Consider the following 14,247-nt stretch of genomic DNA (forward strand, 5'->3'; position numbering starts at 1 on the left):
AGGTCTCCGGCGACGGTCGCCCGGGCCGCTCAGCAGGCCAGCGGCACCGGGATGCCACCGTTCGGCGGCGCCGTCAGCCCGAGCTGCGCGGCCAGCGCGTCCGCGTCGACGGTGTCGAGGGGCTTCAGGGCGGTGCCGCCGATGCGCGCCCACGCCGCGCCGCCGGGCGCGGCGGGCTGGTCGCGGACCGCGGCCAGCGCGACGTCGGGCCGCACCTCCAGTTCGCCGAGCAGGCTGCGCCAGTCGTGGCGCCGCGGGCAGCGGACGACGTCCCCGTCGGGGGCCGGAGGGTGGGGCGGACGGTCCCCGATCACCAGCAGGACGGTCCGCCCGGGCCCCGGGCCGGCGCCGATCCGCCTCAGCACCTCCGCCAGCACGTCCTCGACCTGGGCGGCGCGCGGATAGCGGAGGTCGGCGGCGCCGAACCGGCTGAGCGAGCGCAGCGCCTTCCCGGTGTCCGACCGCCAGTCGGTCACGACCACGCCGTCGGCGGCCCCGCGCCGGTGCGCACCGTAGCCGATGAGGCCGACCCGGAGCCGGTCGCCGAGGCCCCGGTCGGCGGCGAGCGCCACGCGCTCGGCGCAGCCGCCCGGACCCGGTGCGTCCCCGCGGGCAGCGCCGCGGAGGCGGCCGACAGCAGGCCCGGTTCCGCGTCCCGCGTCACGACCGCGAAGACCAGGCGGTTCTCCTCCTCGCTGCGCACGCTCAGCTCCGCGGAGGCGCCGCGCCGGGCGCCCTCCGGGAACAGCGGCTCGGACGACAGCCTGACCCGCCCGTCCGCCGGATCGGCGCGCGCGACGAGCAGCCCGTAGGCGTGCGGGATCGGCAGGGCGGCGACGACGTCCGCGATCAACGCGGCGGCGTCCTCCCCGTCGAGGACGTAGGAGCGCGCGTCCGGGCGGGTCGCGGTGATCCGCCGCACCAGCTCCGCGGCCGCCGGCTCCTCACCGGCCGGCACCGCGATCCGGACCGCCGCCCCGGACACATCGCCCCCGGCGGCGAACTCCGAGCGGCGCACACGGGCGGCGCCCCGCCCGTCCCGCTCGATCCGGAACGCGGCGGCTCCGGTTTCACCGACCCGTTCGTCCGGCTCGCCCTCGCGCTGTCGGGCGGCCTTCCCCGCGAGCTGCTCCGCGTCACGCGCCGCCTCGTCGAGCTCAACGCCGAGCACGAGTACGAGCTGCTGCTGCCCGGCCTCACCGACCGCCTCGTCCGCGAAGAGGCCCTGGAGGCCCTGGAGGCCACGCGCGGCCGGCTCGCCCAGACGCAGGCGGGCCCTGACTGGGCCCCGGTGCTGGACCGGCTGCGCCAGCTCAGCTGGTCGTTTCGGCCCGACGCCGACATCAGCGAGCTGCCCCGTGCCCTCAAGGAGCTCGCCGACCTCGCGCCCCCGTCTCCGTCCGGCACCGACGAGTCCGAGATCTGGACGGCGCTCAACGACCTCGCCGCGCTCGCCGCGCTCGGCATGGCCACCTGCGACGCGTTCGCCGATGCCTGCTTCGACGCGTTCGGCACGGACGCCCCGGCATCCGCTTCGCCCGGCCCCTACACGGAGCTGGCGGCGGCCCGGCGGGAACTGGCCCTCTCCGCGTCGAGCTGCCGGGCCGCAGTCGACCGCATCCGCTTCACCCTCGACCTCTCCTGACGAGGCCGGTCGGCGTTCGTCAGTAGCCGCCGCCGCCGCTCTTGCGGACCGCGCTGCCGGACGGCGACATCACGTACCAGACGGCCCCGAACTGGTTGAGGCCCTCCCCCTTGGCACTGCCGCTGGTCGTGCCGTCGGGCGCGTAGTAGTACAGCGGATGTCCGGCGTAGGTGACCTGGGTCGTGCCGTCGGTCCTCTTCGAGGTGCCCAGCAGCGACGCGTTCGCCCCCGAGCCCGCCTGGGGCTTCGCGCCGGCGGGGACCGGCGGCCACACCGCGGCGCACGCGCCGTAGCAGGAGGACTTGCCGCCGGTGTCCTTCTGGAAGTTGTAGACCGTGCGGCCCGCACCGTCGACGAGGATCTGCCCCAGTGAGCCCACACCCGCCGTCTTGATCATCGCACCGGTGGTGGCGCCGCCGGCGGGCGGCGGGGAGCTCGCCGGGGGCGGGGAACTCGTCGGGGGCGGGGAACTCGTCGGGGGCGGGGTGGTCGTCGGGGGCGAGGTGCTCGGCGACGCCGACTGGCCGCTCGATCCGCCCGATCCGCCGCATCCTGCGACCACCGCGGTCGCGAGACCGGCCACCGCCACCGCCGCCCATGCCCGCCGATGCCGCCGCGATGTGCGGGACGGGCGGGTCGGGCCAGTCGGAATCACCTGGTACATCCGCGATATTCCTTCCTGGAAAAGCGCCGTACCGGTCGGTCCGATACCGCCTCCTCGGGCACCGGATACCCCGCCGCGCCGGCATGCGAACGGTCTCTTCGCAGCCCTGAACTGCCCTTTTCCCTTCCATGAGGCCATCGGGCCGGAGCGCGGAGCGGGGGAATCCTTGGGGACGTATGGGAACGGACAGGACTGAACAGGCGGAAACCGGGTGAGACCATGGCCCCATGAGAGTCAGCGGTCCCCCCGTTGACGTCCCGTCCGATCCCGGGCGCGCCACGGCCTTCCGGATCGACGGCTACGCCCGGCTGCGCGACTACGCGGTGATCGGAGACGGGCGGAGTGCCGCGCTGGTCGCCGCCGACGGGTCCGTCGACTGGCTGGGGGCACCGGATCTTGACTCCCCCTCGGTGTTCGCCGCCGTCCTGGACCCCGTCCGAGGCGGCCGCTTCCTGCTGGAGCCAGAGGAGCCCTTTACGGTCGCGCGCCGGTACCTCCCTGGCACGAACGTACTGGAGACCACGTTCACCACCGCCCGCGGAAGTCTGCGGGTGACCGATGCACTGACCCTGGAGGCCGATGGGGCCCTCGGACCGATGCGGGAACTGCAGCGGCGCCTCGACTGCGTGGCCGGGACGGTGCCGCTGCGCTGGAGTGTTCAGCCGCGGTTCGGTTACGGCGCCCACCGCCCGCGTATCGGCAGGCGCGCCGGCATACCGGTCGCGGTGTCCGGCGCGGACGCGCTCGCCGTCTGCGCCTGGGACGCGGGGGAACCGGAATGCACCGACTGGGCTGTCAACGGCCGCGTCGAGCTGGGGCAAGGAGGGCGGGCACTGCTGGCGATTCCGTTCGCCCACCAGGAACCGCTCGTCCTACCGAGCCGTTCCGAGTGCGATGCCCGCGTGGAGCAGACCATCGCGGCTTGGCGCGGCTGGGCCGGGGAACGCTCCAGCGAGGGCCGGTGGCAGGACGCCGTGCTGCGCAGCGCGCTGGCGCTCAAGCTCCTGATCTACGCGCCGTCGGGGGCCATCGCCGCCGCGGTGACGACCTCGCTGCCGGAGCATGTCGGCGGCGAACGGAACTGGGACTACCGCTTCTCCTGGGTCCGCGACTCGGCGTTCACTCTCGACGCGCTCCTGAAGCTCGGATGCCCCGCCGAGGCGGATGCCTACTTCTGGTGGCTCATGCACGCCTCCCAGCTCACCCATCCGCGGCTGCGGGTGCTGTACCGGCTGAACGGCGGCGGCCACGCCCCGGAACGGTCGCTCCCCCTCGACGGATACCGCGGTTCCAGGCCGGTCCGGATCGGCAACGCGGCGGGCGCGCAGACCCAGCTGGACACCTATGGCGAGCTGGTGCAGACCGGCTGGCTGTACGCGGGCGCCGCCGGGCGGCTGGACGCGGACGTCGCCCGGCGCCTGGCGGAACTGGCCGACTTCGTCTGCGCCGCCTGGCGGGAGCCGGACTCGGGGATCTGGGAGGTGCGCAGCGCTCCCCTGCACTTCACGCAATCGAAGATGATGTGCTGGGTCGCGCTCGACCGGGCCATCGACCTCTGCGAGCGCGGCCTGATCCCGAGCCGCGGCTCGGCCCGCCGGCGGCCGGCCCGCTGGCGGTCGGCCCGCGCGCAGGTGCGCGACTTCGTCGAGACGCGCTGCTTCTCCTCAGTTCACCAGTGCTACACGCGGTCGGCCGACAGTTCGGAACTGGACGCCGCCGTGCTGCTCGGTCTTCTGCACGGCTACGCGCGTCCCGGCGATCCCCGCATGCGCGCCACGGTCGACGCGGTGGCACGGGAGCTGCGGCACGGCCCGTTCGTCGACAGGTACTCAGGTGAGGACGGACTGAGGGGCAGCGAAGGCGCGTTCCTGGCCTGTTCCTTCTGGCTGGCCGAGTGCCTCGCCCGCACCGGGCGCCTCGACGAGGCGACGGCGCTGATGGACGACCTGGTCGGGCTGGCCAACGACGTCGGCCTGTACGGCGAGGAGATCGACCCGGCCACCGGCGCCTTCCTGGGGAACCTGCCGCAGGGGCTGAGCCACCTGGCGCTGATCAGCGCCGCGCGCGCCATCGACTCGATCGCCGAGGCGGCGGACGGGTGAGCGCGTGGGGGACCGCTGCGGGCGCCTTCGTCGGCACGCTGGCGCTGACCACCGCCCTCCGCACCGCCAGCGAGCTCAGGCTCACCCGCATGGACCTGCCGTTCCTGCTCGGGACCGCCGTGACCGCCGACCGGGCCCGCGCCAAGGCGCTCGGCTACCTCGTGCACTTCGCCAACGGAGAGCTGTTCGCGTTCGTCTACTACGCCGTCTTCCTCGCCATCGGCCACGCCGGCTGGTGGCTCGGGGCGCTCTTCGGTCTGGTGCACGGGCTGTTCGCCGGCACCGCGCTGGTGAACGTCCTGCTGCCGTTGGTCCACCCCCGGATGGGAAGCCCGCTGACGAGCGCCCCTCGGGTGGCCCTCCTGGAACCGCCAGGCTTCCTGATGCTCAACTACGGGCCCAGCACACCGTTGGTCACCGTCCTCGCCCACGTCGGCTTCGGGGCCATAGTCGGAGGGTTCACCACGCTCGGTTCCGGGTGAGCAGCGGCCTACCGCCTCACCTGGCGGCCGGACGGGCCCGCCCCCGGCCCGCCTCACCGGCCAAGAAGCCCGCGAGGACGACGACCCCGGCCGCTTCGAGGGCCAGCGCGAGCCAGACGGTGGTCCGGTAGCCGTACTCGTGGAAGCCGAACAGCGACCACTGCTCGCTGATGATCAGGCCGATGATCGTGCCGAGGAGGAACACGATGCCGCCGAGCGCGACGAACGCGTGCGGGGCCCGCCCGACGAGCGGGAGGGACCGGATGAAGGGCAGGGCCTCGAGCGGCACCGCCAGCGCCAGTCCGAGCACGACCGCGCCGGCGAAGTTCGCGGCGAAGAGGTCGCCGATGATCGGTATGACGCTGTAGTGGTCGGCGGAGAACTCGTACAGGTGCACGGCGCCGACCCCGAACAGCAGAAGAGCGGCCAGGTAGCGCAGCAGAACCGAGGTGAGCGGCGCCGCGGCGCTCGCGCCGAGGTCAGAACTGGAAGCCGCCATGGGCACTCCCCGTGGTCTGGATCTGCCCCTGGGGGCTGACGGCGAACCACAGGGCCCCGAACTGGGTGATGCCCTGGCCGTAAGTGTCGCCGCGTCCGGTGTCGGCTTGGTAGTAGTACAGCGGGTGACCCGCGTAGACGATCTGGCTCGGCCCGTCGGGACGGGCGAGCGTGGTCACCATGCCCGCCTGGGCCCCGTCCGCCACCGTCGGCCGCCCCTGGGTGGTGACCGGCGGCCAGATGCTCGCGCACGCACCGAAACAGGTGGAGGCGTTCGGCGGGTCGGCGATGAACAGGTACAGCGTGCGCCCGTTGCCGTCCACCAGGACCCGGCCGAGGTTCGGCAGGTCGGCCGTGGAGAGTTGCAGGCGGCCGGGGTGCTGCGAGTTCGTCGCGAACGTGCAGCCCGCGGCCAGCAGGCCCGCCACCGCGATCGCGGCCCGCCACCGCAACGACGAGATCGTCCGCGATCGAAGCGTGTCAGGAGCCGTCACCCCGCTGCCTCCTTTCCAAGCCCGCCCTACCCCGGGAGAACAGCGGGCGAACGGACTTGCCCACCCGTTGACCCGGTCGCCTCAATTCCTTTCGGGGCTTTGAAGCCTCATCGAAGTGACCTGGTCCGAAGCGTCGGGAATGTCAAATCCGAGGCTGCGTACGACTCGTGTCGTGTCGTCGATGGCCGCCTGATCCGTCGCATCGCCCCGGACCAGGGTGCGGAGCCTGATCGGCGGGCCGGGCGAGACGAGGGTCGGGACGAAGGAGGGCTGTTCTCTCCACCGTTGTTCACGTGAGTCCCAGGTGAAGGTGAACAGGGCGACGAGCCCCCGATGGGTGGCCGGGGTGTTCGCGGTCGGATTGGCGACCTGATTTCCCATCCCGTACACGACCCACTTGCCGTTGATCCGCTCGAAAGGCTGGACGACGTGCACGTGGTCGCCGAGGATCAGGTCCACGTCGCTGGAACGCAGCAGCTTCGCGGCCAGGTGCCGCTGCTCGGGTGTGGCCTCGTGCTGGTATTCCTCGCCCCAGTGGAGGCTGACCATCACGGCGTCGGCACCCGATTTCTTGGCGTCGGCCGCGTCCGCGAGGATCCTGCCCGCGTCCAGCCCGTCGTTCACGAGCCAGGGTCTTCCCGCGGGCTTCGCTATGCCGTTGGTGCCGTATGTGTACGAAAGATGGGCGATTTTGAGGCCTTTGACGTCCAGAAGGTTGATCTTCTTCGCCTCCTCCGCGCTGCGGGCGGTGCCGGCATGCCTGATACCTGCGCCGTCCAGGGCGGCGAGCGTGCGGCGCACGCCCGGTTCCCCCTGGTCGATGGCGTGGTTGGAGGCGGTGGAGCAGGTGTCGTAGCCGAGCCCGCGGATCGCGTTCACGATCTGGGGCGGTGAGTTGAAGGACGGGTAGCCGAGGAAGGGCCCCGACCGCGAGGCCAGCGGCGTCTCGATGTGGCAGATTCCCAGATCCGCCCCGCTGACCACGGGATTGAGCCGCGCGAGCATCGGCGTGAAGTCGTACCCGTCCCGCCCTTCGGTGCGCGCATCCGAGGCCGCCTGATCCATCACGACTCGGTGCAGGAGGAAATCCCCGGTGGCCGCGACGGTAAATTGGACCGGTTTATGGCGAACTGCCTTGGTTGCCCGTTGCAGAGTCGCGGAACGGCGGTGGATCCCGTCGCAGGCCGACAGCGCACCGAGCCCCAACGCCGCGATCAGCAGGGTGCATGCCGCGAGGCGGCTCCCACCCGGCTGCCGTCCGTTCGATGACCTGAGCGTAGATGGCGACATTCGCATAGCCGCTATATCCACACCCCATGGCGCCCGAAACGGACATTTACCAAGGAGTAGATCATCGCTAGCAACACATTTATCGAGCTATGTCCAGCCAATGATCTGGAAGGCACGGGTTCGCGACAAGATCGTGCGCACCGTGACGGAACCCGTCACGGTGGGCGGGCCCTGTGCCAGTGGTGTCGTCGTCTCCAGGCACAGGAGCAGGGAGGCGTGCGACTCGGCCAGGGAGGGCATTCACGCCTCTGAAGCCGAGTGAAACCGCCCGGGACGGCAATACCGGAGGACACGTCCCCCCGGAGGTGCGCATGGTGTGGCTCGGACTTCTCCTCGTCGTCGCGGGTGCCGTCCCGGCACTCACCATGGACGGTGACCTGTGCGGTGTCGACCTCACCGTCGCGGGCGCCGCCCTCATGGCCGTCGGCGCGGTCCTGCTGGTGGCGGGCATCCTCCGGCTGCGCAGGCGCCGCCGCGCCGGGCCGCCCGGCGCGGCCGCGCAGGCCTACTACCGGACCTCCACCGGCAAGATCGTCGCGATGGTGATCGCGGTCGTCTACATCGTCTCTCCGGTCGATCTGATCCCCGACGTCTTCCTTCCGTTCGGGATCGTCGACGACGCCACCGCACTCACATGGCTGCTCTTCGCGCTCGGCCAGGAGTACACGCGGCGGTCCCGCGCGGAACGCCGCGCCCCCTGACGCTCATTGGCGGCCGCGTTCCTGAACGGCGTTCGAGAACGCGGCCGGGCCGAATTCGCTCACCGCGGTGATGTCTGCGGAACGTCGAGGCCAGAGATCAGCTGAACCGCGGCTCTGGTCAACTCCGCCTTGTTTCCGAGTTTGAGCTTTCCGCGGATGCGTTTCACATAGGTGTCCACGGTGTGCCGGCTGATTCCCAGATGCCGGGCGATCTGGCTGTGCGTGTATCCGCCGGCGATGCAGTCGAGGACCTGCTGTTCGCGGAGCGACAACTGATCGGTGGCCGCGGGAGCCTCCAGGAACGAGGACACCTCGGTCGGAATCACCATTCGTCCCGCCGCCGCCGTTCGGACGGCGTCCAGGAGGATGTTGACCGGAGCATCGGGATATAAGACACCGCGGGCTCCGGCGCGCAGGCATCTCACCGCCTCGTTCTTCCTCTCGGGCCCGCGGGCCCAGCTCAGGATGAGGACGGAGGTCTTGCGGGACAGTTCCGCGATCTGCCGTCCGCATGCGGCGCCCTCGGACGGGCAGAACCCCAGAAGGACGACGTCGAGTGCGCTCGACGGTATGCCCTGGGCATTCGCCTGGGAGATCTCAATGGTTATCTCTGGTGTTCTATTGAACACGTATTGCAGCCCATGCAGGACGACAGGTCGCGGATCGATGATGCCGAGACGGATCATTCCACCCCCAACAGATGCGGACTACATACACTTCACGCATGCCGGACGGGCCTTCGTCCGGACCACGCCAGAGAAAGGCAAGTTACCGTAAAGGAACATGTGCAGAAGGTGTTCCCTGCGGGGGTTTCAGTTTGTTCTGCCCTCAATGATCTATGAGGTCCGCCGGTAATTCAAGGCTCCTGATCAATAAATGAGGCGATTCTTCCTGGTCGCCAAATAACTGCAGGTAGATCAACATCTGGAACGAATCACGGCAGTCCGTAGCACGGATGCGGGGCCGGCCGTGCGGCGGCGGACGCGTTACGGAGCCTGCGGCAACCGCTCCCGCGGCCGGTCGGGGAGCAGGGCCCGCCAATTCACGTCCATGCCCTCCACCCACAGGCGGCCCACCGCCGTGAGCACGCCGGCCACATCCGAATCGCGGGCCTCGATGGTGGGAAGAGTGCTCAGAACCGTGCCGTCCGGTCGCCGGCCGGGGTGTTGCCGTACCAGGGTGCTGAGCGTCCGGCCCGCACCGACCTCCAGCAGTATCGGCGCCGGCAGGCGCCACAGCTCGGCCAGCTCGTCGTCGAAGCGGACGGTCCGCGACATATGCTGCGCCCAGTAATGGGGACTGGTCGCCTGCGCCTCGGTCAGCCACGTTCCGGTGACATTCGACAGCAGCGGAATGGCGGGCGGTGACAGCGAGGGCCCGGCGGCCAGTTCACACATCGCCTCCTCGAACGGCTCGAGCATCGCCGAGTGGAAGGCGTGCCGGGTCGGCAGGCGCAGGCTCGCCACGCCCGCGGCCGCGAGCCGCCGCTCGAGGCGCTCGACCGCCGCGATGCGGCCGCCGACCACCGAGAGCCGCGGCCCGTCGGCCGCCGACAGCGACAGCTCGTCGTCGAGGTGCTCGGCGAGCTGGTCGGCGCCGAGCAGCACCGCGACCATCGCGCCCTCGGGCGCGGTCTCGATCAGCTTCGCCCGGCGGGCGACCAGTTCCAGCGCGTCCTCCGGTGCCAGCACCCCCGCCGCGCACGCCGCGACGTACTCCCCCAGGCTGTAGCCGGCCAGCGCGGTGGGACGGATCCCCAGATCCGCCAGGTACTCGGCCAGCGCGTACTCCACCGCGAAGACCAGCGGCTGGGCTATCGCGGTCCGGTCCAGATCGGCGGACCGCTCGTGCCGGCCGAGCAGCCGGGCCAGGTCGAGCTTGCCGTCCGGTCCGCCCGACGGTGGCGCGGACTCGAAGTCCTCCGGGTAGAGGATCTCGCGCAGGTCCCGGCCCAGCCGGTCCATGAGGGCCTCGGCGCAGTAGTCGAGCGCACGGCGGAAAAGCGGCTCGCTCCGGTAGAGGCCGGCCGCCATCCCGGCGTAGTGGTCACCGACGCCGGGGAAGAGGAAGGCGACCGGACGCTCGGCAGCAGTCGCCCGCCCGATGAGCGTCTCGCGGGCGGCCGGGGCCTGGAGCCGCCGCGCGGCGTCGGCGCCGTCGCGCGCCACCAGCGCCAGGCGGTGCGGCAGCTGCGGGCGGTCATGGGCCAGAGAGCCGGCGACCGCGGCCAGCGGGAGGCTCGGTCTGTCGGTCAGGAATCGAGCCAGCCCGCGCGCGGCCGCGGCAAGTTCGTCGCTGGAGGAGGCGGACAGAACGACGAGCTCGTATGGCCTGGTCACACTGTTCCTCTCTGTGTGAGGGCCCCCGGGGACCGCCCCTCCGGGCGGCCCCCGGGGCCTACGGTGCTGCGAGCGGGGTCAGGAACCGCCGGCGACGGTCTCGGAGTCCATCTGCCTGCGCAGGCTCAGTGGCCGCATGTCCGTCCACGCCTGGTCGATGTGGGCCAGGCACTCCGGCTTGGTCCCCCGCGTGCCCTCGGCGCGCCATCCCTCCGGGATCTCGCGGTCCTCCGGCCAGATCGAGTACTGCTCCTCGTGGTTGATCACGACCCGGTAGATCCGTTCGTCGTCGTCCTCGAACATGTCTCTCCTCTCGCGTTCTTCCAGAGATTCCGTGCCGCTCAGTCGTGCTCCACCCGTCCGGCGTGCGCGTCCCCCGGAACGGATTCGTCGGCCGCCCACAGGTGCCGCATCTCCGCGCAGTCCTCCAGCAGCTCCTCCAAGGTGCCGACGGCGACCGTCTCGCCTTCGACGAGCACCACGATCTGGTCGGCTCGCCGGAGGATGGACCGTCGGTGCGAAACGGCCAGGATCGTGGCGCCGTCATCGTCCAGAAGCCGGTCCCACAACCGGAGCTCGGTGGTGACGTCCAGCGCGTTGGACAGGTCGTCGAAGACCATCAGGTCGGTGCGGCGCACCGCCATCCGGGCGGCGGCGATCCGCTGCATCTGGCCGCCGGACAGGCGCAGGCCCCGCGGCCCGATCACGGTGTCGAGGCCCTTGTCCAGACCGGCGATGTCGTCTTCGAGCACGGCGAGGCGCACCGCCTCGGCCACCTCCGCCGGAGAGGAGGAGGCGCCGAGCAGGATGTTCTCCCGGATCGTGCCGCTGAACAGCCGGGGGACCTGCGGCACGAAGCTCGACCGCGGCGGGATCAGGAACGTCCCGGGATCGTCGACGGGCGCGCCGTTCCACAGGACGGTGCCGCGCTCGGCGGGGAGCAGCCCGAGGAGCACCTGCAGAAGGGTGCTCTTGCCGGAGCCGATCCTGCCGGTCACGACCGTGACCGTGCCGGCGGGCAGGTGGAGGTCGATGTCGCGGATGCCACGCGAGGTCCCGGGATAGCGGGCGGTGAGGCCGTGCGCCTGCAGCAGGCGCAGCGGCGCGGGACGGTCCCCGGGCGGCGCCGGCCGCGGCGGCTCGCTCCGCAGGTAGGTCTCCGTGCGGGCGATCACCGCTGATTCGTCGTCGGCGAGTTCGGCCACCCGGCGCATGGAGAGTTCGGCCTTCTGGTACCGCGCGAAGAACATGCCCAGCGCGGTCACCGCCTCGGTGATGAACTGGATGTAGAAGACGAAGAGCGCCAGGTCGCCCACGGTGAAGTCGCCGCCGCGCATGCTCGCCGCGGCCAGCAGCAGCACGAACCCGGTGCCGAGCGCGGCCGTCCCGTTGAACAGGGACGTCTGCACGGTGGTCAGGAGCACCTCGCGGATCGCGAACCGCAGCCTGACGGCGTTGGCGTCCCGCAGCCGCGCGACGAACCGCTCCTCGGCGCGCCCGACCTTGATCGCCTGAACGCCGCCGACCGCCTCCCCGACGACGCTGCTCACCTCCGAGGCCGCCCGGCGGCCGGCGTGCTGGTACTCGCGCAGCGGCCTGGCCAGCGCCCGGCTCGCGAGCACCATGACCACCACGGGGACGACGAGCCCGAGGGTCACGACGGCGTCGATGCCGAGCATGATGATCAACGCGCCCACGGCGATGATCAACCGGGCGAGGTTGGACGCCGACCAGATCGCGAAGACGCCGACCTCGTCGGTGTCCTCGCCGAACCGGCTGACGGCGTCGCCGCCGGTGCGGTCCAGCGCCCGTCCCGCGGGCCTGCGCAGGATCGCGCCCAGCGCGTTGACCTGCAGCGCCGCGCGGATCCGGTAGGTGAAGTGCGGTTCGACCCGGCTGAGGATCACGCCGTACCAGACGGCCACCTTGGCGGCCTCCGCCGCCGCCACCAGGGCGATGAGCGACCATGCCGACATGCCGGCCCGCCCGGTGCCGCTGAGGGTGTCGAAGACGAGCTGGAGCAGCAGTCCGGTGGCCAGGAGCGCGCCCCGCAGCAGGACCCACAGTCCGATCAGGCAGAGGTAGGTGGGGGCCGATCGGGACAGCAGCGGTACCAGCCGCGACCGCCGGACGGGACGTCCTTGAGGCGCCGCGGCCAGCGGGTCCGACCGGCGTGTCCGCGGGGCCCTCATGCCAGCGCCTCGTTGGCGGCGAGCAGGCGGGAGAACTCCGAGGACGGGTCGGCGACCAGCCGGTCCCGGGGGCCGTGCTCGACGACGCGGCCCTCGCGGAGCAGGAGCACCTCGTCGACGGAGCCGAGGGTCTCGAGGCGGTGCGCCACGATGATCGCGGTGCGTTCGGCGAGCAGGCGCTCCATGGCCGTGTCGAAGGCCCGCCGGCTCGCCGGGTCCAGCCTGGACGCGGCCTCGTCCAGGAGCACCAGGCCCGGGTCCTGGATCAGGACGCGGGCGAAGGTCAGCAACTGCCCCTGCCCGGCCGACAGCCCGGTGTCGCCCGGGCCGAGGAGAGTGTCCAGGCCCGCGGGCAGGCTCTCCAGCCACTGGCGCAGTCCCACCTCCGCGAGCGCCTCGCGCACCCGGGCGTCATCGACCGTCGCGTCGAAGAGCGTGACGTTGTCGCGGACCGTGGCGGCGAACAACTGGACCTCCTGCGTGACCAGACCGACCTGGCCGCGCAGTGAGGACACCGAGATCTCCCGCAGGTCGCGGCCGTCGAGCCGGACCGCCCCCTCGGTGGGGTCGGCGAACCGGAACAGCAGGCGTATCAGGGTGCTCTTTCCGCTGCCCGTGCGGCCGATGACGGCCAGCCGGGCCTTCGGCCGAAGGCGGAAGGAGACGTCGCGGAGCGCGGCTTCTTCGGGCTGGTAGCTGAACGAGACCCGGTCGAGTTCCACGGCTGGCGCCCCGGCGGGCAGCGGGGCGCCGCCGGTGTCGACCGCGCTGCGCTCGCCGAGCAGGCCGTGGATGCGCCGCAGCGCCCCGAGCGCGGCTTCGAGATCATGGAACTGCGAGGTGATCACCAGCATCGGGGTCTGCACCATGACCGCGTAGACGACCAGGGTGTAGGCCGCGCCGAGCGTCATCTGGTCGGCCGTGTAGAGCCACGCACCGGCCGCGAGCGCCATGACGAACCCCGCCGACGCCAGCGACTGCGCGGCCGCCGGCCAGCGCACGCCCAGCAGCGCCGCGCGGCGGCTGGCCCGGAACAACGTCGCGGCGTGCGTCCAGAAGCCGTGCACGGTGTGTTCTTCGGCTCCGTTGGCCCGCAGGTCGGGAAGGCCGTTCAGGCGTTCTTCGAAGAATCCGAGCAATTTCGCGTTGGCCTCCCGCTGGGCCGCCATCGCGGGCACGGCGGTGCCGACCAGCCGCCGCAGCAGGACGAAGGAGACGGTGACGAAAGGGGCGTACACCAGGCCGATTCGCCAATCCTGGACGAACAGCGCGATGCCGATCCCGACCACCAGCAGCAGGTTGGAGAACACGAGCAGGAACATCTGCGAGAAATAGTTGGCCAGCTTGCTCACGTCTCCGTCGATCCGGTCGATCAACTCGCCGGGAGCGTGCCGCTCATAGAACGACATGTCCAGCCGGAGGCAGTGTGCGGTGAGATCGGCGCGCAGCTCGTTCGTCGCGCTCCAGGCCACCCGGGCGCCCCGGTACTCGGCGACGATCCAGATCACCTGCGCCACCACCGCGACCGCCAGGTAGGTCGCGCCGAGCCCCAGCAGGGCCGACAGCGGGGCACCGGAGCGGACGCCGTCGATGAACCTGCCCAGCAACTGCGGGTTGGCCACCTGGAGAGCCGTGGAGACCAGTGTCGTCACCGCGAGCACGGCGGCGACGGTGCGGTGCGGCCCCAGATAGGTGCGAAGTGTCCTCGCGGCGCTCGGTACCACGGTGTCCTCCGCGTTCCCGGTGCTCGAAGGCTCGACATTCGCATGCGCCATACCACATTCCTTCACGGTGGATTTTCCATCGTTCGGGGCGATCACCCCATGGCCATGATGTCGGT

At 71.4% G+C, this 14,247-nt stretch carries 15 protein-coding genes; 4 read left to right on the forward strand and 11 right to left on the reverse strand.

The window, feature by feature from the left end:
• Positions 1 to 29: 29 nt before the first annotated feature.
• Both BJY14_RS02350 and BJY14_RS02355 read right to left on the reverse strand, forming a co-directional pair.
• Complete coding sequence (locus BJY14_RS02350) at positions 30 to 476, reverse strand: hypothetical protein (RefSeq protein ID WP_179842061.1); 447 nt, start codon at positions 474 to 476, stop codon at positions 30 to 32.
• Positions 473 to 853: a hypothetical protein gene (locus BJY14_RS02355; RefSeq protein WP_179842062.1), complete on the reverse strand. Its 381-nt coding sequence runs from the start codon at positions 851 to 853 to the stop codon at positions 473 to 475. Before BJY14_RS02355 ends, BJY14_RS02350 begins: the two co-directional genes overlap by 4 nt.
• On the opposite strand from BJY14_RS02355, the gene BJY14_RS02360 reads away from it, so the two are divergent.
• The gene (locus BJY14_RS02360; RefSeq protein WP_179842063.1) at positions 815 to 1,645 is read left to right on the forward strand and encodes a hypothetical protein; all 831 of its coding nucleotides are present in this window, start codon (positions 815 to 817) and stop codon (positions 1,643 to 1,645) included. The two genes, BJY14_RS02355 and BJY14_RS02360, sit on opposite strands and share 39 nt — an antisense overlap.
• Positions 1,646 to 1,664: 19 nt before the next feature.
• Here the strand turns inward: BJY14_RS02360 and BJY14_RS02365 are convergent, their stop codons facing one another.
• Entirely contained in the window at positions 1,665 to 2,042 is a 378-nt protein-coding gene (locus BJY14_RS02365; RefSeq protein WP_179842064.1) for a COG4315 family predicted lipoprotein, read from the reverse strand.
• Positions 2,043 to 2,536: 494 nt separating this feature from the next.
• On the opposite strand from BJY14_RS02365, the gene BJY14_RS02370 reads away from it, so the two are divergent.
• A complete protein-coding gene (locus BJY14_RS02370) occupies positions 2,537 to 4,411 on the forward strand; it encodes a glycoside hydrolase family 15 protein (RefSeq protein ID WP_179842065.1) in 1,875 nt (624 codons plus the stop codon).
• Positions 4,408 to 4,893 carry a hypothetical protein gene (locus BJY14_RS02375; protein WP_179842066.1) on the forward strand — a complete coding sequence of 162 codons (486 nt, stop codon included), beginning with the start codon at positions 4,408 to 4,410 and terminating at the stop codon, positions 4,891 to 4,893. The genes BJY14_RS02370 and BJY14_RS02375 overlap by 4 nt, the downstream gene beginning before the upstream one ends.
• A 16-nt stretch (positions 4,894 to 4,909) precedes the next feature.
• On the opposite strand, the gene BJY14_RS02380 is transcribed toward BJY14_RS02375, so the two are convergent.
• From BJY14_RS02380 to BJY14_RS02390, 3 genes are all read right to left on the reverse strand, one after another.
• Positions 4,910 to 5,392, reverse strand: coding sequence for a hypothetical protein (locus BJY14_RS02380; protein WP_179842067.1), 483 nt, complete (start codon positions 5,390 to 5,392; stop codon positions 4,910 to 4,912).
• Positions 5,373 to 5,885: a COG4315 family predicted lipoprotein gene (locus BJY14_RS02385; RefSeq protein WP_179842068.1), complete on the reverse strand. Its 513-nt coding sequence runs from the start codon at positions 5,883 to 5,885 to the stop codon at positions 5,373 to 5,375. Before BJY14_RS02385 ends, BJY14_RS02380 begins: the two co-directional genes overlap by 20 nt.
• An 81-nt stretch (positions 5,886 to 5,966) precedes the next feature.
• A complete protein-coding gene (locus tag BJY14_RS02390; RefSeq protein WP_312878918.1) occupies positions 5,967 to 7,181 on the reverse strand; it encodes a CapA family protein in 1,215 nt (404 codons plus the stop codon).
• Between the two features lie 305 nt (positions 7,182 to 7,486).
• Between BJY14_RS02390 and BJY14_RS02395 the strand changes: the two genes are divergently transcribed.
• Positions 7,487 to 7,876: a YkvA family protein gene (locus BJY14_RS02395; RefSeq protein WP_179842070.1), complete on the forward strand. Its 390-nt coding sequence runs from the start codon at positions 7,487 to 7,489 to the stop codon at positions 7,874 to 7,876.
• 59 nt (positions 7,877 to 7,935) lie between these two features.
• On the opposite strand, the gene BJY14_RS02400 is transcribed toward BJY14_RS02395, so the two are convergent.
• From BJY14_RS02400 to BJY14_RS02420, 5 genes are all read right to left on the reverse strand, one after another.
• Positions 7,936 to 8,562: a response regulator transcription factor gene (locus BJY14_RS02400; protein WP_179842071.1), complete on the reverse strand. Its 627-nt coding sequence runs from the start codon at positions 8,560 to 8,562 to the stop codon at positions 7,936 to 7,938.
• 300 nt (positions 8,563 to 8,862) lie between these two features.
• Entirely contained in the window at positions 8,863 to 10,215 is a 1,353-nt protein-coding gene (locus BJY14_RS02405; RefSeq protein ID WP_179842072.1) for an acyltransferase domain-containing protein, read from the reverse strand.
• Positions 10,216 to 10,293: 78 nt separating this feature from the next.
• The gene (locus tag BJY14_RS02410) at positions 10,294 to 10,518 is read right to left on the reverse strand and encodes an MbtH family protein (protein WP_179842073.1); all 225 of its coding nucleotides are present in this window, start codon (positions 10,516 to 10,518) and stop codon (positions 10,294 to 10,296) included.
• Between the two features lie 38 nt (positions 10,519 to 10,556).
• On the reverse strand, positions 10,557 to 12,407 hold the full coding sequence (locus BJY14_RS02415) for an ABC transporter ATP-binding protein (protein WP_179842074.1): 1,851 nt from the start codon (positions 12,405 to 12,407) through the stop codon (positions 10,557 to 10,559).
• Complete coding sequence (locus tag BJY14_RS02420) at positions 12,404 to 14,182, reverse strand: ABC transporter ATP-binding protein (protein ID WP_179842075.1); 1,779 nt, start codon at positions 14,180 to 14,182, stop codon at positions 12,404 to 12,406. The genes BJY14_RS02415 and BJY14_RS02420 overlap by 4 nt, the downstream gene beginning before the upstream one ends.
• Positions 14,183 to 14,247 lie beyond the last annotated feature (65 nt).

Origin of the sequence: Actinomadura luteofluorescens (assembly GCF_013409365.1) — a bacterium.
In the GTDB taxonomy this organism is placed as follows: Bacteria; Actinomycetota; Actinomycetes; order Streptosporangiales; family Streptosporangiaceae; genus Spirillospora; species Spirillospora luteofluorescens.

Bases quoted from the DNA above. Each gene is read 5' to 3' on its own strand.
- BJY14_RS02380 (WP_179842067.1), bottom strand. From the start codon at position 5,392: ATGGCGGCTTCCAGTTCTGACCTCGGCGCGAGCGCCGCGGCGCCGCTC.
- BJY14_RS02370 (WP_179842065.1), top strand. From the start codon at position 2,537: ATGAGAGTCAGCGGTCCCCCCGTTGACGTCCCGTCCGATCCCGGGCGC.
- BJY14_RS02365 (WP_179842064.1), bottom strand. From the start codon at position 2,042: ATGATCAAGACGGCGGGTGTGGGCTCACTGGGGCAGATCCTCGTCGAC.
- BJY14_RS02420 (WP_179842075.1), bottom strand. From the start codon at position 14,182: ATGGCGCATGCGAATGTCGAGCCTTCGAGCACCGGGAACGCGGAGGAC.
- BJY14_RS02415 (WP_179842074.1), bottom strand. From the start codon at position 12,407: ATGAGGGCCCCGCGGACACGCCGGTCGGACCCGCTGGCCGCGGCGCCT.
- BJY14_RS02390 (WP_312878918.1), bottom strand. From the start codon at position 7,181: ATGCGAATGTCGCCATCTACGCTCAGGTCATCGAACGGACGGCAGCCG.
- BJY14_RS02395 (WP_179842070.1), top strand. From the start codon at position 7,487: ATGGTGTGGCTCGGACTTCTCCTCGTCGTCGCGGGTGCCGTCCCGGCA.
- BJY14_RS02410 (WP_179842073.1), bottom strand. From the start codon at position 10,518: ATGTTCGAGGACGACGACGAACGGATCTACCGGGTCGTGATCAACCAC.
- BJY14_RS02400 (WP_179842071.1), bottom strand. From the start codon at position 8,562: ATGATCCGTCTCGGCATCATCGATCCGCGACCTGTCGTCCTGCATGGG.